The sequence below is a fragment of the Streptococcus sp. ALY_208 genome (genome assembly GCF_058314295.1).
Window position 1 is genome coordinate 51,160 of sequence record NZ_JBZFUI010000002.1, and the last position, 20,395, is coordinate 71,554.

Below are 20,395 nucleotides of genomic sequence, written 5' to 3' on the forward strand. Positions count from 1 at the left end.
GAAAAAGGCTGAGCACATCTGCTCCAGCCTTATATTGTCAACAAGTGCAACAAACTTTAGTTTAAGTCCATTTGATTATAGGAGGTACTAAAGGATTTTAGTATATCATTTGGTGCTGAATCGTAATCTGTTGCTTCTACAAATGTAGCACCAACAATGATACGATTCGTTGCCTCTGCATCATCACAAGTGACTAAGGTCAATCGCTTTTGTCCCGGCACATCATTGATCACTTCAACATGACTTGGGGCTACCGTCTTAACCTCATCGATGGTATAAGTATAGACTTTTTCCTTATCTGTCAGATAGATTTTCATCCCCTTCTTGGCACGCTCCAATGGTGAGAAAAGCATCTTGGAAGCACCCGTTAAACCATAGACATGATGACTGGCCAAGGCATAGTTATTATCTCCCCCCATGACTTGGTCTTGTTTCATTGTCCCGGCGCCATAAGAAAGCTCTGTATTACCAAGGCCTTTAAAGATTGGAAGGTTAATCTCAAGATCTGGTACAGCGATCCCACCAATCACAGGTAAATCTTGGTCATCCATTTGTGAACCAATGACTGACTGAGCCGATACAGCATCTACCGAGTCAAAATCATAAGTCACTTTAGCTTTTTCATTCTTTTGGATAGTCTTTCTATCCACCTTGGATACCTGATACTGGTTGCTGCTTCTGGCAATAAAATAATTACGAATTGGGCGATTAAAAATCAAGGCAAGGCCAACCAGAAGTAAAATTAGAGCTAAGCTGATGCGCAGGATTGAAAAAAATCTTCCACGCTTTTTAGATGACTTGGATTTAGCTTTCGACATCTTGCTCATCTCCTTCTTTAGAGGCTTCATTAGCTACTAGGGCAAAGGTAACAATCTTGGCTGATTCATCTAGTCGCATGAGCTTAACTCCCATAGTTGAGCGACCAGTCTCAGAAATATCAGCAACACCTGTTCTAATGATAACACCTGTATCTGTCATAATCATGATGTCTTCATCACCATCAACTGTTACTAGTCCTGCCAACTGGCCATTTTTCTCAGTGACATTCGCAGTCTTGATCCCTTTACCACCACGGCCTTTGGTTGGGTATTCACTGGCTGATGTCCGTTTTCCATAGCCTTTTTCAGTGATAACGAGAACTTCTTGCTCATCTGTAATCACAGAGGCTCCAACCACACAGTCACCATCTCGAAGTGTCATTCCTTTGACTCCCGTGGCACTGCGTCCCATATTACGAACAATGGATTCATTGAAGCGCACAGAATACCCAAACTGACTACCGATAATAATATCATTAGCACCATCGGTTAGTAGCACATTGATCAGTTCATCATCATCTCTAAGATTCAGTGCTTTAAGTCCATTTTGACGAATATTAGCAAACTCAGATACATCGGTACGCTTGACCAGGCCCTTTCGTGTCGTGAAAAAGAATGATTTTTCAGCAAGAACTGTTTGATCTAAACTTATAATGGTTTGAATCGTTTCACCTTCTGCTAATTTCAATAAATTAACAATCGGTAATCCTTTAGCTGTGCGTCCATATTCAGGGATTTCATAACCTTTGAGACGATAAACACGACCATGATTAGTAAAGAAAAGCACAGCATCATGGGTACTTGTGGATACGAGATCTTTCACAAAATCATCGTCATTCACACCGGTTCCTTGAACACCACGTCCCCCACGTTTTTGAGCACGGAATTCATCTTGAGCTAACCGCTTGATGTAGCCCTTGTTAGACAGGGTAATGAGAACATTTTCTTCCTCGATCAAGTCTTCATCTTCAAGTGATAGCACTTCCCCGATCATAAGTTCTGTCCGACGTTGATCTGCAAATTTGCGCTTGATCTCATCCATCTCATCTTTGATAATGGTCACTACACGCTCTGGTTTTGCCAAAATATCAGCTAGATCAGCAATGAGAGCCAAGAGATCATTGTACTCATTTTGAATCTTATCACGTTCCAAACCGGTCAAACGGCGCAAACGCATATCCAGAATAGCCTGACTTTGACGCTCAGATAAGTCAAAGCGGCTCATCAACTCGGCTTGAGCTTCAGCATCTGTCTGACTGCCACGAATAATTGCAATGACTTCATCAAGATGATCAAGCGCAATCAGCAAGCCTTCTAAAATATGGGCACGCGCTTCTGCTTTTTCCTTATCAAAACGTGTCCGACGAACGATAACTTCTTTTTGGTGTTCAATGTAGTTTTCGATAATCTGACGCAAAGAAAGGATCTTAGGAACACCCTTTTCAATAGCTAACATATTGAAACTAAAGTTAGTTTGTAAGCTGGTCAGCTTGAATAAATTATTCAGGATGACATTGGCAGAAGCATCACGTCTCACCTCGATAATAAAGCGAACACCCTCACGGCTAGACTCATCACGTACAGCTGTGATCCCTTCGATACGCTTTTCTTGAGCTAGACGGACAATATGTTCGTGCACCTTAGTTTTATTAACACCATAAGGAAATTCGGTTACCACGATCCGTTCACGACCAGATTTTGTTGTCTCAATTTCTGTGCGAGAACGAAGCACAATAGAGCCCTTCCCGGTTTCGTAGGCCTTATGGATACCAGATTTCCCCATGACCAAAGCTCCTGTTGGAAAATCAGGCCCTGGCATCACTTCCATGATCTCACGTGTAGTTGCATCAGGCTTATCCATGACTAACTTGACTGCATCAATCGCTTCGCCTAGATTATGCGGCGGAATATTGGTTGCCATACCGACAGCAATCCCTGTAGCACCATTAACGAGCAGATTAGGGAAACGAGACGGTAACACCAAGGGTTCACGCTCGCTACCATCATAGTTATCTTGAAAATCTACAGTATTTTTATTAATATCACGCAGCATCTCTAGCGCAATCTTACTCATACGCGCTTCTGTGTACCGCTGTGCTGCTGCGCCATCGCCATCCATAGAACCGAAGTTTCCATGTCCATCTACCAGCATATGGCGATAAGACCACCATTGGGCCATACGTACCATGGCTTCATAAATAGAGGAATCTCCGTGAGGATGATATTTCCCCATAACGTCCCCGGTGATACGGGCAGACTTCTTATGAGGCTTATCTGGAGTTACACCAAGCTCATTCATCCCATAGAGAATACGACGGTGGACTGGCTTCAACCCATCTCTAACATCTGGCAGAGCACGTGCTACGATGACACTCATGGCATAGTCGATGAAACTGGTTTTCATCTCACTGGTTAGATTGACATCTACTAGATTTCTATCTTGCATTTATCTACTCTTTCTTTGCATTTAATCCCTATTATTATAGCATAAAAGCAGCATTTTTTCAGGTATTCTAATATCTAAATAAACCAGTCATGGCGCTTAAAAAAAGAAGAACTGGGATTAGCTAGTGACATTTTCTCTAAAAGGTGGTAAGATAAGATGGTATGGGCTTAAGCCTAAAAAAATTAAGGAGATGTTTAGACATGACTGCAACTAAACAACATAAAAAAGTCATCCTCGTCGGTGACGGTGCCGTAGGTTCATCTTACGCATTCTCACTCGTTAACCAAGGTATCGCTCAAGAGCTTGGTATTATTGAAATTCCTCAGCTTCACGAAAAAGCTGTTGGGGATGCACTTGACCTTTCTCACGCACTTGCTTTTACATCACCTAAGAAAATCTATGCAGCTCAATACTCTGACTGTGCAGATGCTGATTTGGTTGTCATTACTGCAGGTGCTCCTCAAAAACCAGGTGAAACTCGTCTTGACTTGGTTGGTAAAAACCTTGCTATCAACAAAACTATCGTTACACAAGTTGTTGAATCAGGATTCAACGGTATCTTCCTCGTTGCTGCTAACCCAGTGGATGTCTTGACATACTCAACATGGAAATTCTCAGGTTTCCCTAAAGAACGCGTTATTGGTTCAGGTACATCACTTGACTCAGCACGTTTCCGTCAAGCTCTCGCTGAAAAAATCGGTGTGGATGCTCGCTCAGTCCATGCCTACATCATGGGTGAACACGGTGACTCAGAGTTTGCTGTATGGTCACACGCTAATGTTGCTGGTGTCAACCTTGAAGAATTCCTCAAAGATGCACGCAACTTCAAAGAAGAAGAGTTGGTTGAACTCTTTGAAGGCGTACGTGACGCTGCTTATACTATCATTAATAAAAAGGGAGCAACTTTCTACGGTATCGCTGTAGCACTTGCTCGTATTACTAAGGCTATCCTTGACGATGAAAATGCAGTATTGCCACTTTCTGTATTCCAAGATGGTCAATACGATGGCGTTGAAGGTGTCTTCATTGGTCAACCTGCCCTTGTTGGTGCACATGGTATCGTTCGTCCAATCAACATTCCATTGAACGATGCTGAACAACAAAAAATGAAAGCTTCTGCTGATGAATTGAAAGCCATCATTGAAGAAGCATGGAAGAACCCAGAGTTCCAAGAAGCATCTAAAAACTAATTGATCTAAAATCAGACAAATGTCTGATTTTTTTATAACTAAAAAAAGAGGATGCTACCATCCTCTTTTAGTTTACTCAGCTCCAAGCGCTGCCATAGTAATATAGTTATAAGGTTTATTAAAATGAGGCAGGAAGAAAATGTCTGTCAAAGCTAGTTTGTCAATCGTAACGCCCTCTTGAATAGCTAAGGAGAACATATGAATCCCCATGGAAATGTCTGAGTTTGCCATCATCTGTGCTCCCAGTAAGCGACGAGAACCTTTGTCATAAACAATCTTTAGTGTGACCGGAAAGTTCCCATGCTCAATGAACTCAGGTTTTTGATTATCGGTGTATTCTGTCACAGCTGCATTAAAGCCAAGATTCTTAGCCTTCTCCAGAGTCAATCCCGTCGATACCATATTCAGTCCATAGATAGAGATACCATTAGAGCCTTGGACACCAATTCCTTCAAGTTCCTTGCCACAGGCATTATGAGCTGCAACAATAGCTGTACGCACGGCATTGGAAGCTAGGGCAATGTAGCCTGTTTCTCCTGTAGCATTGTCATAGATAGTCGCACAATCACCAATAGCATAGACATCTGGTAGAGAGGTTCTTTGATGTTTATCTACTAAGAAGGCGCCGTTCTTGTAGAGTTCTAGCTTACCATTACCAAGAGCTGTATTAGGCTTAAATCCAACCGCTAAGATGACCATATCAACATCATATTCCTGCTTATCGGTGATAATCTTTTCAACTTTGCCATTGCCGGCAACTTCCTTAACAGTTTCACCAAAGGCTAATTGAATACCGTGATCTTCGAGATTCTTAGCCATTTTGTCTGTCAAGTCACGGTCATAATACCCTGCTAAGCAGGTGTCTACAACATCAATTAAGACAACTTCTTTCCCCTTACGTTGGAAGGCTTCAGCTAGCTCAACACCTATGTAACCAGCACCCACTACAGCAACACGGTTAATATCTTTATGCTTTAACTTTTCAATCACATCAGCAGAGTTTTGATAGAGTTTAACAAACTGCAGATTTTCCAATGTTGCTTCAAATTCACGAGATCCTTCTTTAATCTCTGCGCCCTTGATAGGGGGCAGGATTGGCTGTGATCCTGTTGCCAAAATCAGCTTATCATAGCTCTCAGTGTGCTTTTGACCATTGACCAAAGCAGTCACTTCTTTTTTGTCATAGTCGATGAATTCAACCGGTGACTCCATGTAGACTCTAGCTCCCAGTGACTCTAATTCCTCTTTATCAGAATAAAAGAGACCTTCTGGTCCTGAAATCTGCTCACCAATCCAGAGTGCCATCCCGCACCCTAAGAATGAAATATTTGAATTTTGGTCAAAGACAACGATTTCGTTTGCTTCACCATAATTTGTTAACATCGTTTTAATGGCAGATGTGCCAGCGTGGTTAGCACCTACTACAACGATTTTAGACATAAGGAATCCAACTTTCTTTATAGATTACCTAATAAGTTTAGCATAGTCTGAAAACGATTTCAACTAAAAATTCACAAAATCACATGATGAAAAAACTTGAGGAGTCGTTATCCTCAAGTTTTTTTTGAATTATTTAGACTTAATATAGTTCACACCATCAGCTTTAGGCGCTACTGCTTTTCCAAAGAAGGCGGCAAGCACGATGATAGTCAATAGATAAGGGGCAATTTGAAAATAAACAACCGGAATATCTTTCAAGAAAGAAATACTTTGGCTGACAATAGCTAGTGATTGTGAGAAACCAAAGAAGAGGCTCGATAGCATAGCACCGATCGGATTCCAACGGCCAAAGATCATAGCAGCTAGCGCGATAAATCCAGGACCAGCAATGGTCGTGATCGAAAAGTTATTTGAAATAGATTGTGCATAGATCGCTCCTCCTACACCTCCTAACAATCCTGAAAGCATAACCCCATAATAGCGCATTAAATAGACGTTAATCCCTAGGGTATCTGCAGCTTGAGGATGCTCACCTACTGAGCGTAAACGCAGACCAAAGCGAGTCTTGAAAATGATAAAGTAGGCGAGGAAAGATACCAAGATGGCTACATAAGCAATTAAAGAGATATTATTGAAGAAAATATCACCAATAATTGGAATGTCCTTTAAAATCGGAAATGAGAAGCGTTTAAAGGATTGTGCAATGTTAGCCGTTTCCCCTTTCCCATATAAAACACGGCAGAGGAAAACTGCAAAGGCTGGGGCAATCAGATTAAGAACGGTACCTGATACAACGTGGTCTGCCCGTAGATTGATAGTAGCTACTGCATGAATCAGTGAATAGATGATCCCTACTACTCCAGCTACCAGACAGGCAATCCAAGGAGTGGCTTGTCCCAGACTATCTGCATAGGTCAAGTTGAATACAATTCCTGAAAAGGCACCGATTACCATAATACCTTCTAAGCCGACATTAACAACACCACCACGTTCGGAAAATGTCCCACCGATACTTGTGAAAATCAAGGGTGCGGAGTACTTAAGTGTTTGAGCAACAACCAGTACAATAATTGCTAAAATACCCAATATTACTGACCTCCTTTTTTGGAAATTTGTTTACGAGGCTTGAGGTAGCGGCGGATCATATAATCACTACCTACAAAGAAAATAATTAAGGCAGATACTACATCGATAATTTCTGATGGAGCAACAGATGTCATACCTGTCTTACCGACCGATAACACAGCAAACAAGAAGGCGGCAAATGGTACACCGACTGGATTGTTGGCAGCTAAGAGAGCCACCGCCATACCATCCCAGCCGATCTGCAATGAAGAGGTCTGATTATTAAAGTTTTCAGCTACTGAGAAACCATGAACCGTACCACCTAGACCAGCTAAGGCACCTGAAATGATCATCGATAAAATAATGATTTGCTTAGAAGACATCCCAGCGTATTCTGCAGCATTAGGATTTAATCCAACAGCATTAATTTCAAAACCGGTCCGAGTCTTTTTGAGAACAAACCAAATAATGACAATGGCAATAAGGGCAAAAATAAAGCCGATACCTAGATGAGAATTATTAGTTAACTCTTTAAAGAATTCGGTCCGATAGGTTGCCGATTCTGAGAACTTGATCGTTTGAGTTGAGTTACGCATAAACTCCTTAGAAAAGACATTGGCTAGTAAATGCTGACTCAGATAGAGAACAATATAGTTCATCATGATGGTGACAATGACCTCACTGGTCCCCAGATAAGCCCGTAAAATACCAGGAACAGCTCCGATAATGGCACCCGCTAGTAGTCCAATAATTACCGTGCATAATATAGATAAAGGACGTGGCATTTCAGGGTGAGCTAAAGCAAACCAAGCTGAAAATACCCATCCTGCTAAGGCTTGACCAGGTAGACCAACATTAAAGAAACCTGCCTTTGAAGAAACAGCAAACCCTAGACCAATTAAAATCAGTGGTGACATTGTAGCAAAGATCTCACCGATTCCTTTGACAGAACCAAAGTCTTTATAAAGTAGGTCATTGTAAGCAAAGATTGGATTGTAGCCAAAAATCAGCATCAAAACTGCTCCAGCCAGCAAGCCTAAAAGTACAGCAATCAATGGGACTGCCCAACTTTGTGTTTTCTTAGTCATTTGTAGCCTCCTTAGTAAAGTCTCCACCAGCCATCAAGACACCAAGCTCTTGCTTGTTGGTTTCTTCTGGATCGAGAATTCCCTGAATTTTACCATCATGGATAACCGCAATACGATCGGAAACATCTAAAATCTCATCTAACTCAAAGCTGACGACAAGGACGGCTTTTCCCTTGTCACGCTCAGCAATCAAACGCTTGCGGATATACTCAATCGCACCAACATCCAGACCTCGGGTCGGCTGGCTAACAATCAATAAATCTGGGTCACGGTCGACCTCACGTGCGATAACAGCCTTCTGCTGGTTACCACCTGATAGTGATCCTGCGCTGACTTGCTCACCAGCACCACGCACATCAAACTCTTCCATCAGCTGCTTAGCATGGCTATTAATATAGTTATAGTCCAAGATACCATACTTACTATAAGGTTCTTTGTAGTAGGACTGCAGGGCTAAGTTCTCAGCGACGGTCATTTCCAGAACCATACCATCACGGTGACGATCCTCAGGGATATGTCCGACACTTAATTCAGTAATCTGGCGAGGACGTAGATTGTTAATGGCTTTTCCTTTAATTGAGATCTTTCCCTTAGCAATCTTGCGTAGACCAGTAATCGCTTCGACCAATTCTGTTTGGCCGTTACCATCAATACCAGCAATCCCAACAATTTCTCCTGCTTTTACCTCCAAAGACAGCCCTTTGACCGCTGCAACACCACGGTTTTCATTGACAAAGAGGTCCTTGATCTCAAGAACATTTTCTTTGGGATTTGCAGGTTGTTTATCCGTTTTGAAGGAAACGGCACGCCCTACCATCATCTCTGCTAGGTCTTGACTGCTGGCTCCTGCCACTGAGACAGTATCGATGGACTGACCTCGGCGGATGACGGTCACACGATCAGCAACCGCACGAATTTCATCTAGCTTATGCGTGATAAGGATAATAGATTTACCCTCTTTTACTAAGTTGCGCATAATATCAAGCAGTTCTGATATTTCAGATGGTGTCAGCACTGCCGTTGGCTCATCAAAAATAAGAATATCTGCCCCTCGGTAGAGTGTCTTTAAAATTTCGACACGCTGCTGAGCACCCACAGAAATATCTGCGACCTTAGCTGATGGATCAACAACTAAGCCATATTTCTCTGAAAGAGTTTTGATCTCATCTGTCGCTCTTTTGATATCGATCTTACCCTTGCGTGTCACTTCACTACCTAGGATAATATTCTCAGCAACTGTAAAGGCATCGACCAGCATAAAATGCTGATGGACCATTCCGATACCTAGTTTGGAAGCTTTAGAGGGGGAATCTAATTTCACATCCTTTCCCCTTAGCAGAATAGAACCCTCTGTAGGCTCTAGCAAGCCTGAGAGCATATTCATCAAAGTGGACTTACCAGCTCCATTCTCTCCTAGAAGGGCATGAATTTCACCAGCTTTGACATCAAAGTTGATATGATCGTTGGCTACAAAATCACCAAACTTTTTGGTAATATTTCGCATCTCAATGACAGTTTCTTGTGCCATAGTCTTTCCTTTCAACTAACTTTTTTAGGTCAGTAAAACCTATAACTGCATAGGATTATAGGTTTTACTGAGATAAAAATTTTTATCTCAGTCCCTTTAAAAAGCGACCCTTAAGGTCGCCCTTTTAAGAACAGCTGCGATGAGAAGTCATTATTTTTTAAGACCATCTTTAACTGTTAATTTGCCATCAATAATATCTTGTTTGGCTTGTTCTACAGCCTTTTTAATATCCTCTGGGAGGTTTTTCGTTACAAGGTCAACCCCTTTATCTTTGAGACCATACGTTTTGGTTGTATTACCTTGGAATTTTTCACCCTTTAATTGTGCATTTGAAATGTCTTTAACAACAGTGCCCACTTCTTTTATGGTTGACGTTAAAACAAAGTTAGATTTTTTGCCATCCGAAGCGGTGTAATCTCCTTCTGCAGATTGGTCACGGTCCACACCGATGACCCAAAGCTTTTTATCACTATCTGCGGCAAGACCTTCATTGTGTTCCTTAGCTTCTGAGAAGACTCCCTTACCTGATCCTCCAGCAGCATGATAGATCACATCAGCACCACCTGCACGCATAGTTGCTGCTTTCGTTTGTCCCTTAGCCGCATCATCGTAGCTTCCAACGTACTGAACATCTACTTTGATATTCTTATTAACAGAGGCAACTCCTTCTTTGAATCCTGTTTCAAAGCGTGTGATGGTATCTGATTCAACCCCACCGATAAAGCCAACTTTATTGGTCTTAGTCTGTTTAGCGGCGGCAATACCGGCTAAGTAAGCACCTTCATTATCTGCAAACAAGACACTTGTCACGTTATCCTTGTCTTTGACGACATCATCAATAATGACATAGTTGGTATCCGTATAGGTATCTGCTGCTTCTTCAACGGCATCATGAAGGGCATAGCCTATTCCAAAGACAAGGTTATAGCCCTTATCATTGGCAGAATCAAGATTATTGGAATAATCAGATTCTGATTTCGATTGGAAGTAAGTATATTCACTGTCTTTATTGAATTTATTATCCTTACCCCAAGCTTCTAACCCTTCCCAAGCTGATTGGTTAAATGATCTATCATCAACACCACCAGTATCTGTGACAATAGCTGCACGGACAGAGCTATCTGACTTCGATTGGGAAGAACGGTTACATGCAGCCAGCGAAAGCAAAGCTACAGCAGCCAAACCAAGACCGACAAATTTTTTGTTCATTTTCATGAATGAACCCTCCTATAAAAAAGTCGCAACAAGGTTGCAAATATATCTTAAACCCAAAGGTTTAATGCAAAAAAACAACTAAAGGACCTTATTCAAAGTTCCTAAATGAGTATGGAAGTAACTCACCGACTGTCATCTCGACTGTCTCACCTTCTTTAGAGATCAAGGTCACAGGGGCTGATAGCTCAAAGAACTCAGCCATGACCTGACGGCAGGCACCACAGGGTGATATGGGAGACTTGGTGTGTCCATAAATCGCAATGCGTTCCAAGTCCCTATGGCCTTCTGATACTGCCTTAAAAATTGCAGTTCGTTCAGCACAATTGGTCAAACCATAACTGGCATTTTCAACATTGCACCCCTGATAAATCTCTCCTGATTTTGTCAGCAAGGCTGCTCCCACTGGAAAATTAGAATAGGGCGTATAAGCCTGACGACTAGCATCTATAGCCAACTGCTCCAGATTAGTAGTCATTATCTGCGATTTCTCCATTTACAATAGCAACTCCCGCCGACGCTCCGATACGGGTAGCACCCGCCTCAATAAAGGCTTGTGCATCTGCATAAGAGCGTGCACCACCAGAGGCCTTGACACCAACTGTATCACCGACTGTTTGGCGCATAAGCGCAACATCAGCAACAGTTGCCCCACCGGTTGAGAAACCTGTTGAAGTCTTGACATAGTCAGCTCCAGCTGCTACAGCTAACTGACAGGCTTTGACCTTTTCATCATCAGTGAGTAGACAGGTCTCGATGATAACCTTGACTAACTTATCACCACTAGCCTGAACAACGGCTTGAATATCATCCTGAACTTTATCGAAATGCCCTGATTTTAACTCACCAATGTTGATGACCATATCAATTTCATCTGCACCATTGGCGAGGGCATCCTTGGCTTCAAAGACTTTGACGGCCGTAGTGTTTGCTCCAAGAGGAAAGCCGATCACGGTACATACTTTAACAGGTGACTCTTTAAGAGCCTGTGCTGCATAAGCTACCCAAGTAGGATTGACACAAACGCTTGCAAAGGTATACTCCTTAGCTTCAGTCAATAAGGCATCAATTTGCGCCTGACTAGCTTCAGGCTTTAACAAAGTATGGTCGATATAACTATTGATAGACACTTTTTTCTCCTATTCGATGATAGCAATAATCTCGTGAGGGATTATCTTATTGTCCTCTATTGTAACATTTTTTGTAAATTCTGTAATCTTTTTTTGAGTAATTTTTCGATTTGTGTAAATTTTTGCGATTAAATCTCCCTCATTGACCTCATCTCCAACCTTTTTCTCGAACATAATGCCCGCATCGTAATCCAATCGGTCGGTTTTTACGGCTCTCCCGGCTCCAATTTCCATGGCAAAATGTCCATAGTATAAAGCAGGAATTTCTGTAATATACCCTGATTTTTGAGCCTTTATATCATAGACAAAGTTGGTTTTAACCGGACGATAGATGTCTGTGACATCTCCTCCTTGAGCTTGGACGAATTCTTCAAATTTTTTCAAGGCTTTGCCATTTACTAAATGCTCTCTTACCTCTGATGGCTTTGCAGTGACACCACCGAGCTTGAGGAGGAGCTTGGCTAAGTCACAGATAAAGTTTGTGATATCGTCACGGCCTTGTCCCTTCATGATATCTATGGCTTCCAAAACTTCTAGACGATTACCAATGGCTTTTCCGAGGGGTTGGCTCATATCAGTCATGACAGCAACAGTCTGGCGCCCAACTTCCTTGCCAAGCTGTACCATCGTTTCCGATAACTCTTGAGCCTCTTTCTGTGTCTTCATAAAAGCACCATCCCCAACAGTGACGTCAAGAAGGATGGCGTCAGCTCCTGCTGCAATTTTTTTAGACATAACAGAGCTGGCAATCAAGGGCATAATATCAACAGTCGCAGTTACATCACGCAAAGCATAGAGTAATTTATCGGCTTTGACCATGTGCTCTGACTGACCAATAATAGCGATTCCAATGTCTTGAACTTGTGCGATAAAATCAGCTTCGCTCTGCTCTATTTTGTAACCATCGATTGATTCTAATTTATCTAAGGTTCCACCGGTATGCCCAAGTCCTCGGCCACTCATCTTAGCAACGGGGACACCAAAGCTGGCTACTAAAGGAGCTAGTATGAGGGTAACCTTATCACCGACCCCTCCTGTCGAGTGTTTATCTACTTTAATACCTGGAATAGCAGTCAGATCCAGCTCATCTCCTGTCTTAACCATGGCCATGGTTAGATCACGGGTTTCCTGCATGGTCATTCCCTTAAAATAGGTAGCCATCGCAAAAGCGGACATCTGATAATCTGGGATCTGGCCAGAAGCATAGTTTGTCACCAACCAGTTAATTTCCTGCGTCGATAAACTATGACCATCACGCTTTTTTTGAATTAGATCAACTGCTCTCATATCTTTTCACTCCTTAAAATATAATAACCTTTATCCTTTTTTAGGACACTAACATTGCTAAATACCTCTTGCATTTTAGCTTTTGCACTCGGTGCTCCTTGTTTTTTCTGAATGACAATAGTGAGGGTCCCACCTTTTTTAAGATGATCCGGAGCTTCCTCTAAAATTTGATGCACAATTTGCTTACCTGCTCGGATCGGTGGATTACTGATGATATGGTCAAAACTTCCTTCTACCTTATCATAGACTGAGGATTGATAAGCGCTTACGATAACGCCGTTGCGCTCAGCATTTTTCTTAGCTAGGTCAATCGCTCGGTTATTGATATCAATCATGGTCACTTCTAAACCCTGTACTTTAGCCAAACTAATTCCTAGAGGGCCGTAACCACAACCTAAGTCCAGTAAACGCTCACCTTGCTGGAAATTTAGCTGTTTCAACAGAACTTCGCTGCCATAGTCGATTCTTTTCTTTGAAAAGACACCAGCATCTGTATAAAAGTGAAAGGTCTCTCCCAGCAGGCGAACCGATAAGTCATGAATGTCATGTGCTGCATCTGGATTTTCTGCGTAGTACATTTTTGCCATTGTTGATTTCTTTCTATTCTCATTGCATAAGTGCTTGGCTCTCTTAAAATCTGCTTCTTGCAAGATCTTTTTGAGGGGCTATTCCTGCCGTTATTTTATCATATTTTATGCTACAATAGAGCCATGTCTCAAGAATTAAAAAATTTTGAAAAGATCGATCGCTCTCTCTGGCAATCCTTGCACCAAAATGAACAGTTGGAGTTGACGCAAGAAGAGCTTGACTCTATTAAAAGTCTAAATGATAAGATTGATATCCAGGATGTTCGTGATGTCTACCTTCCCTTGATCAGTCTTATTCAAATTTACAAAAACGCTCAAGAAAATCTCCGCTTTTCCAAGGGGATCTTTTTAAAAAAGAATGTCAGCCAAGGTCCTTTTATCATCGGCATCTCTGGGTCTGTCGCTGTCGGTAAATCTACTACCAGTCGACTGTTGCAATTATTGCTGACTCGGAAATTTAAGAACAGCAAGGTTGATCTTGTGACCACAGATGGCTTTCTTTATCCTAATGAAGTTTTGATCGAACATCAGCTGCTAAATCGCAAGGGCTTCCCTGAGAGTTATGATATGGAGCTTTTGGTTACCTTTTTGGATGCTATGAAAAATGGTCAAGACATGGATATTCCAGTCTATTCACATTCCAGTTATGATATCATTCCCGGAGAGGTTCAGTCTATACAGTCTCCTGATTTTCTCATTGTCGAGGGGATTAATGTCTTTCAAAACCAGCAGAATCATCATCTCTACATCAATGATTACTATGATTTTTCTATCTATATCGATGCTGAGGCTGATCAGATCGAAACTTGGTACCTAGAGCGTTTTAGGAGCCTGCTTGAACTGGCAAAAACTGATCCTGATAATTATTATCACTATCTATCGCAAATGCCTATAGAGGAAGCTATCGCTATCGCCAAAGAAACTTGGCAATCTATCAATCTGATCAACTTACAGGATTATATCAAGCCTACGAGAAATCGAGCAGAATTGATTCTTCACAAATCTAGTCATCATAACATCGATAAAATTTATTTGAAAAAGTGAATAGGACTTGTCAAACCCTGCTATTTCCTATATAATGGAGTGGTTAGTAAAAATGGAGGTGAAAACTTTGGCAAATATTAAATCTGCTATCAAACGTGCTGAAAAGAACGTTAAGCAAAATGAAAAAAATTCAGCGCAAAAATCAGCTTTGCGTACTGCTATCAAAGCTTTTGAAGCTGACCCTTCTGAAGAGCTCTACCGTGCTGCTTCTTCAAGCATCGATAAAGCTGCAAGCAAGGGATTGATTCATAAAAATAAAGCTAGCCGCGATAAAGCTCGTCTTGCGACTAAACTTGGCTAAGTCTTGTCACCTCCATAATCTGGAGGTTTTTTTATTTGTTGGACCGATGTTGATTTGAGGAGTAAAAAAGGCTGAGACAAAAGTTCTCAGCCTTTTTTATTTAGTCAATTTTACCTATTAAGCACAGTGATTTAGGGCAGAGTTATTATGATAGTCCACCAATGAACTACTATCGTTAAAAGAACTTTATGGGCATATGCTTATCTTTAAGTGCTCATAAAGATCTGTTCGTCTAGCGCCTATGATGATTATCCATCATTTTAAGCTGTCATCTTAATCTCAAAGACAGTCCCAACGGGTGTATTATCACTGACAGTAATTGTCCCATCAAGAGCAGTTACAATTTGTTGGGCTAAAGAAAGTCCCAGTCCGAATCCACCTGTTTGACGAGTTCTTGCCTTGTCGATACGATAGAAACGATCAAAGATTTTTATCTTATCCTCATCACTAATCCCAGAGCCATTATCTGCTACTCTGATCGTCAATCGGCGATCACTAGTGCTTACCATGACATCAATGGCACCATCTTCTTCTGTATATTTAACAGCATTATCAAAAAAGATTGTCATTAATTGCTTGATCAAGGTTGCATCTGAATTGATAGGGCGATTCACTTGATTAGTAAAGGTAAATTGCTTTCCATTTTCTTCTGCGATCATGCTGTAATTTTCAAAGATCTTATCAAAAAATGTGGGTTGAATCTGACTGATCTCTGGAGTGAAACTTTCATCACGGCGAGCAAGATTTAGGAGATTGGTAGTGAGAATCCGCATATTGCGTACTTCATCTAAACTAGAGGCAATGGTCTCAAAATTATCGAGAATTGTTTCATCGGGTTTTCTAAAGAGCGTTTCCAAGCGATTTTGAAGTACAGCCAAAGGTGTCCGTAACTCATGGCTAGCATCTTCTACAAAGTTTTTCTGACGCTCGTAACTTTCTAGAATGGGTTTACGTGATGTATAAGCCAAGTAAAGACTGGCAAAAACAGAGAGCAACCAAAAGATCACCATCACCGTGATAATAATAAATTGATATTGAGATTTTAAACCATCTAACTGATTAACACTGATTGCTATGGTTGCATAGGCTGCATCTGGAAAACGGTCATCTGATACAGAAATGGTCTTGTAGCGATAGTGCTCAACATCATTAAAGTTTCCTGCAACACTGATGGCTCGATATTCATTGAGGTGGTTCTTATCTAATTTTAACTGATTCAGTCCCGTAAAGATGTCCTTGCTATTAAGGATTTTACCATTCTTGTCATACACAATAATGTCTACAATCGAACTAGGGGCAACATATAGACTATTTGTATTGTCTTCATCATCTGTCTGACCGTCATTGTCAAACAAGGTTTTTGATCCTAGAAAATCATTACCATCCGTAAATACAGAAATATCGGAGTCATCACTTCCTTCAATGGTTGAAAAGAAGTTAGCCCGATACATAGTACGATAAACATAGGCTTCGATCCTGTTTGCAGCTTTATTAATATTATCATCAACCGATGAATAAATACCAATTTGCATAATCTGCAAAATCAACAGGGCCATAACCAAGAAAATAACTGTGAATACAGATGAATACTGTAAAAAGGTTTTGAATCCCTCAGAAGCTAAGTGTTTTTTGAGATTAGGCAGCATCCTTTAGAATATACCCCACACTGCGTAGTGTATGTAATTGTCTTTCGAAATCAGTGCCCTTTAATTTCTTACGTACTTTAGAGATATACACTTCAACGACTGATACTGTGGTATCACTATCAAATCCCCAGATACGATCGAAGATTTGATTTTTTGGCAAGATAACATTCTGGTTTTGTAGGAAGTAGACTAAGAGGTCAAATTCTTTTCCAAGCAGTTCAACTTCTCTACCATTGACTGTGACAGCTTTTGTAGATGTATCACAAGTAAGGTCTCCGTAGGTGAGAATATTCTCATTTAACTTGCCCGAACGTTTCAAGAGTGCTTGAATACGCATTTTCAACTCTTCGAGATAGAATGGCTTTGTCAAGTAGTCATCTGCACCCAAGTCAAAACCATGTCCCTTATCATCCAAGGAATCTTTGGCTGTTGTAATCAAAACAGGTGTTTTGACTCCCTTTTCACGCATTTCTTTCAAGACTGACAAGCCATCTTTTTCAGGTAACATAAGGTCCAGGATGATCAAGTCGTATACACCAGTTTCAGCTTCAAAAAGCCCTTCTCCTCCATCAAAGACCTGCGTTACTTCTGCAAAGTCATCCAGGAAGTCATAAACTGAATTTGATAAGCTTAGATCATCCTCAACTAACAATATTTTTATTAGGTTTGTTTTTTTCATAACCGACTCCTCTTAAGCAAAGAATTTGGGCAAGATCAACCGCCCTTGTGATCACTCTAACTATATGGGAATTCAAGCATCCCTATCCTATGACAAGTAAGATCGTCATAAGCTCTATCACTATCATGTTTAAAGATTCTTATTAGAGCTAGCTTGTCATGACTTGACTTAATATCTTGTCTTAGCTATGTCATACATTCTAGCAAAGAAACCTTAAAAAAGGGTAAGGAATTACTAATTGGACGCTAAAAACCTTAAACTTTTTAAGAAAAATTACCTAGAGTTTGAACACTAGGTAATTGGAAAACTATGGTTGCTAAATCATCTGACCAGCAGCTTCTCGCAGTGCCTTTTCAACAGCAGATTTATCACGATCTAATAATTCAATTCTAGCTGTGATTTCTTTAATACCCATGGAGATATTGCGAGAGATGGCTTTATCATCAAGCTGTGGTTCAAAGAATTTGCGGTAATCATTCAATAGTTTTTGGGTTTTAAAATGGTTAGCGGGATAAATGACAAAGCGATCAAAGCTCATATCACCACCCAAGGTAGCTTTTATCCAGTCCCAGTTTTCTTTGGCCCATTTCCACACGATTTCTTGCGTAAATGGCTTAGCTAAAAAGGCAGCATACCAACTGGCTAGGTCTTGTGGTTTAACAACCGTCTTATCTTTCCATTGATTAAGCAGGTACTTGAGTGTGGTGCTATTTTTAGTATTGGATAAAGCATTGGCTAATTGGCGTTTGAAATTACCATCAGTAGTATTTTGATAGGCTTCTAAATACTGATCAACTAATTCATCTGTCTCGGCATGCTTCATCTCACTAGCGAGGACAGAGCCTCTGATGCCAGCAGGTATTTGTTCTAAATGATCTTTGAAAGAGAGATAAATATCGTGAGCCTTAGCGATAGCCTCATCGTCATCAGCCTTGAGCATGAGAGCGATGGCAGACTGGCGAAGCATTTCATCTTCATCACTTTCGCCAGCTTTCTTGTCAAAACCAAGGTGCAAGAAATTTTGACCTGCAACAGTCTTTATTAAGGCTTTAAGAGCTCGTTCTGCTGGGCTACCTTCATCAATAAAACGCTCCAATCCTGAAAGTATTTGCTCTCCTGCTGCTGCTAGCATAAAGGAGGATTCTTCAGGAAGCTTATCTAATAGAGGGACTAAATCAGCGTAGGAAATCTCGCCACTTTCAGCCAGCAAGCGACGCTCTTGTAACAGTTGGAGCTTGGTTGTCTTGTCCTGGCTTGAAAACTTTGTGAGCAGATTATCCCAGAGTTCACCATGATAATGGCTGATATAATGGGCGGTGTTATCTGTATTCAAACGCAAAGGTTGAGCATTAGCAGCCGCCAACTCTGAAAAATTTGGAATGATAAGACATTGTTCTGAGAGTGTATCAGGCAGACCAGTCCAGTTGGCATTGAGTGGAATTGTCCATAGACGGTTTTGATCTTCATGCTCACCGATGAAAAATTGCTTTTGACTGATGATTAATTGGTCGTTTTGAACTTGAAGATCGACCACTGGATAGCCCGGTTGTTCCAGCCAACCGTTCATAAAGCTTGCTACATCTTTGTCTGAGGCTTGAGCAAGGGCATTCCACAAATCCCGTCCAACAGTATTGCCATACTGATGCTTTTCAAAATAGATCTTAAGACCTGCTCGGAAAGCCTCATCACCTAGCCAACGGCGTAGCATGTGCATCAGACGGCTACCCTTGGCATAGACAATAGCTGGATCAAACAAAGTATTGATCTCATCTGGATGATTGACATCTACATGGACTGACTGAACACCATCAGTAGCATCGCGCTTGAGGGCCAGTGGGACACCTGTTGTTTGAAAATCCTCAAATATGTTCCAGCTAGGCTCAATAGTATCAATGGAAACATATTCCATCATATTGGCAAACGATTCATTGAGCCATAAATCTTCCCACCATTTCATAGTCACTAAATTTCCAAACCATTGGTGGGCGAGCTCGTGAGCTACGACCAGCGCCACTTGCTGACGGCTGCTAGCAGTTGAATTCTCATCAACAACAAGATAGACTTCACGGTAGGTAACTAGTCCCCAATTTTCCATTGCGCCCGCCGAAAAATCTGGCAAAGCGATATGGTAAGAATGAGGAATTGGATAAGCAACACCATAGTAATCTTCATAGAAGTCGATGACACGGACGGCCACGTCTAAGGCAAAATCCAAGGATGATAATTGATGTGCCTTGGTAGAATAGACACCGACCTGAGTGCCATTTTTAGTTTCAGCTGTCTTTCCTTGTAAATCACCTAGGGCAAAGGCCAGCAAATAAGATGACATACGAGGGGTGGTATCGAAAATCCAAACTCCTGTTTCCTGACGGAGCTCCTGATTGATCTCAGGCATATTTGACAGGACAATTTCACCATCCATCTGGTCAAATTTAATTGCTAAATCAAATGTCGCCTTAGCTTCAGGCTCATCAATAGAGGGAAAGACTTCACGGGCAAAGTGACTTTCAAACTGTGTCGCAATCACTTCTTTTTGGATACCATCTACGGTGTAGTAGGAAGGATACATACCGGTCATGTTATCTGTAATCTTACCTGAGAACTCAACCACAATGGTCATGCTACCATAGTCAGGTAGACTTAGGCGGACAGCTTCGTGCTCATCATCCATCGTGTAAGCAACCGGTTGATTATCCAATAAAACTGAATTAATAGCTAATCCTTTTTGATGGAGTGCAATCTCACTACTGAGTGCTTCTCCAGATATGGCAACATTACCCGAAAAGACCTTATCCTTACGATTGATATCAAGGAAAAGATTATAATTTTCAGGGACAAATTTTTCAATCAAGTGTTCTACAGAATTCATAAAACTCCTTCACTCTTTACATAGGTTAGACTCTAGCCAAATACGCAAAAAAGCTAGAGCACAAG

At 41.2% G+C, this 20,395-nt stretch carries 17 protein-coding genes; 3 read left to right on the forward strand and 14 right to left on the reverse strand.

The genetic code is table 11. The annotated features are described in order from the left end of the window. Positions 1-56: 56 nt before the first annotated feature. Both AC4HAI_RS02615 and gyrA read right to left on the reverse strand, forming a co-directional pair. Positions 57-818, reverse strand: coding sequence for a class A sortase (locus AC4HAI_RS02615; RefSeq protein WP_491079402.1), 762 nt, complete (start codon positions 816-818; stop codon positions 57-59). Next, complete coding sequence (gyrA, locus tag AC4HAI_RS02620) at positions 805-3,264, reverse strand: DNA gyrase subunit A (RefSeq protein WP_491110325.1); 2,460 nt, start codon at positions 3,262-3,264, stop codon at positions 805-807. Before gyrA ends, AC4HAI_RS02615 begins: the two co-directional genes overlap by 14 nt. 200 nt (positions 3,265-3,464) lie before the next feature. Here gyrA and AC4HAI_RS02625 point away from each other — a divergent pair, with 200 nt between their 5' ends. Further along, entirely contained in the window at positions 3,465-4,454 is a 990-nt protein-coding gene (locus AC4HAI_RS02625; RefSeq protein ID WP_491079404.1) for an L-lactate dehydrogenase, read from the forward strand. Between the two features lie 72 nt (positions 4,455-4,526). Here the strand turns inward: AC4HAI_RS02625 and nox are convergent, their stop codons facing one another. From nox to AC4HAI_RS02670, 9 genes are all read right to left on the reverse strand, one after another. Continuing rightward, positions 4,527-5,894 carry a H2O-forming NADH oxidase gene (gene nox / locus AC4HAI_RS02630; protein WP_491110327.1) on the reverse strand — a complete coding sequence of 456 codons (1,368 nt, stop codon included), beginning with the start codon at positions 5,892-5,894 and terminating at the stop codon, positions 4,527-4,529. Positions 5,895-6,023: 129 nt separating this feature from the next. Then, positions 6,024-6,980: an ABC transporter permease gene (locus tag AC4HAI_RS02635; RefSeq protein WP_491079406.1), complete on the reverse strand. Its 957-nt coding sequence runs from the start codon at positions 6,978-6,980 to the stop codon at positions 6,024-6,026. 2 nt (positions 6,981-6,982) lie between these two features. Beyond that, entirely contained in the window at positions 6,983-8,047 is a 1,065-nt protein-coding gene (locus AC4HAI_RS02640) for an ABC transporter permease (protein WP_491079407.1), read from the reverse strand. Further along, positions 8,040-9,575 (reverse strand): ABC transporter ATP-binding protein, encoded by a 1,536-nt coding sequence (locus tag AC4HAI_RS02645; RefSeq protein ID WP_491079408.1) that lies wholly within the window; start codon positions 9,573-9,575, stop codon positions 8,040-8,042. The genes AC4HAI_RS02640 and AC4HAI_RS02645 overlap by 8 nt, the downstream gene beginning before the upstream one ends. A gap of 150 nt (positions 9,576-9,725) precedes the next feature. Then, positions 9,726-10,784, reverse strand: a complete 1,059-nt coding sequence (locus tag AC4HAI_RS02650) for a BMP family lipoprotein (RefSeq protein WP_491079439.1) — start codon at positions 10,782-10,784, stop codon at positions 9,726-9,728. Between the two features lie 94 nt (positions 10,785-10,878). Further along, positions 10,879-11,265 (reverse strand): cytidine deaminase, encoded by a 387-nt coding sequence (locus AC4HAI_RS02655; RefSeq protein ID WP_491079409.1) that lies wholly within the window; start codon positions 11,263-11,265, stop codon positions 10,879-10,881. Next, positions 11,255-11,917: a deoxyribose-phosphate aldolase gene (gene deoC / locus AC4HAI_RS02660; protein ID WP_491079410.1), complete on the reverse strand. Its 663-nt coding sequence runs from the start codon at positions 11,915-11,917 to the stop codon at positions 11,255-11,257. Before deoC ends, AC4HAI_RS02655 begins: the two co-directional genes overlap by 11 nt. Positions 11,918-11,926: 9 nt before the next feature. Further along, on the reverse strand, positions 11,927-13,204 hold the full coding sequence (locus AC4HAI_RS02665) for a pyrimidine-nucleoside phosphorylase (RefSeq protein WP_491110329.1): 1,278 nt from the start codon (positions 13,202-13,204) through the stop codon (positions 11,927-11,929). Next, positions 13,201-13,791: a class I SAM-dependent methyltransferase gene (locus tag AC4HAI_RS02670; protein WP_491110331.1), complete on the reverse strand. Its 591-nt coding sequence runs from the start codon at positions 13,789-13,791 to the stop codon at positions 13,201-13,203. Before AC4HAI_RS02670 ends, AC4HAI_RS02665 begins: the two co-directional genes overlap by 4 nt. Before the next feature lie 123 nt (positions 13,792-13,914). Here AC4HAI_RS02670 and coaA point away from each other — a divergent pair, with 123 nt between their 5' ends. Together coaA and rpsT are read left to right on the forward strand one after the other, a co-directional pair. Further along, positions 13,915-14,835: a type I pantothenate kinase gene (coaA, locus tag AC4HAI_RS02675; RefSeq protein ID WP_491110333.1), complete on the forward strand. Its 921-nt coding sequence runs from the start codon at positions 13,915-13,917 to the stop codon at positions 14,833-14,835. A gap of 52 nt (positions 14,836-14,887) precedes the next feature. Next, a complete protein-coding gene (gene rpsT / locus AC4HAI_RS02680; protein ID WP_491079440.1) occupies positions 14,888-15,136 on the forward strand; it encodes a 30S ribosomal protein S20 in 249 nt (82 codons plus the stop codon). Between the two features lie 260 nt (positions 15,137-15,396). On the opposite strand, the gene AC4HAI_RS02685 is transcribed toward rpsT, so the two are convergent. The 3 genes from AC4HAI_RS02685 to AC4HAI_RS02695 form a co-directional block, all read right to left on the reverse strand. Continuing rightward, the gene (locus tag AC4HAI_RS02685; protein ID WP_491079414.1) at positions 15,397-16,782 is read right to left on the reverse strand and encodes a sensor histidine kinase; all 1,386 of its coding nucleotides are present in this window, start codon (positions 16,780-16,782) and stop codon (positions 15,397-15,399) included. Continuing rightward, positions 16,772-17,461: a response regulator transcription factor gene (locus AC4HAI_RS02690; protein ID WP_491079415.1), complete on the reverse strand. Its 690-nt coding sequence runs from the start codon at positions 17,459-17,461 to the stop codon at positions 16,772-16,774. The genes AC4HAI_RS02685 and AC4HAI_RS02690 overlap by 11 nt, the downstream gene beginning before the upstream one ends. Before the next feature lie 316 nt (positions 17,462-17,777). Next, complete coding sequence (locus tag AC4HAI_RS02695; RefSeq protein ID WP_491110335.1) at positions 17,778-20,330, reverse strand: M1 family metallopeptidase; 2,553 nt, start codon at positions 20,328-20,330, stop codon at positions 17,778-17,780. Between the last annotated feature and the right edge of the window lie 65 nt (positions 20,331-20,395).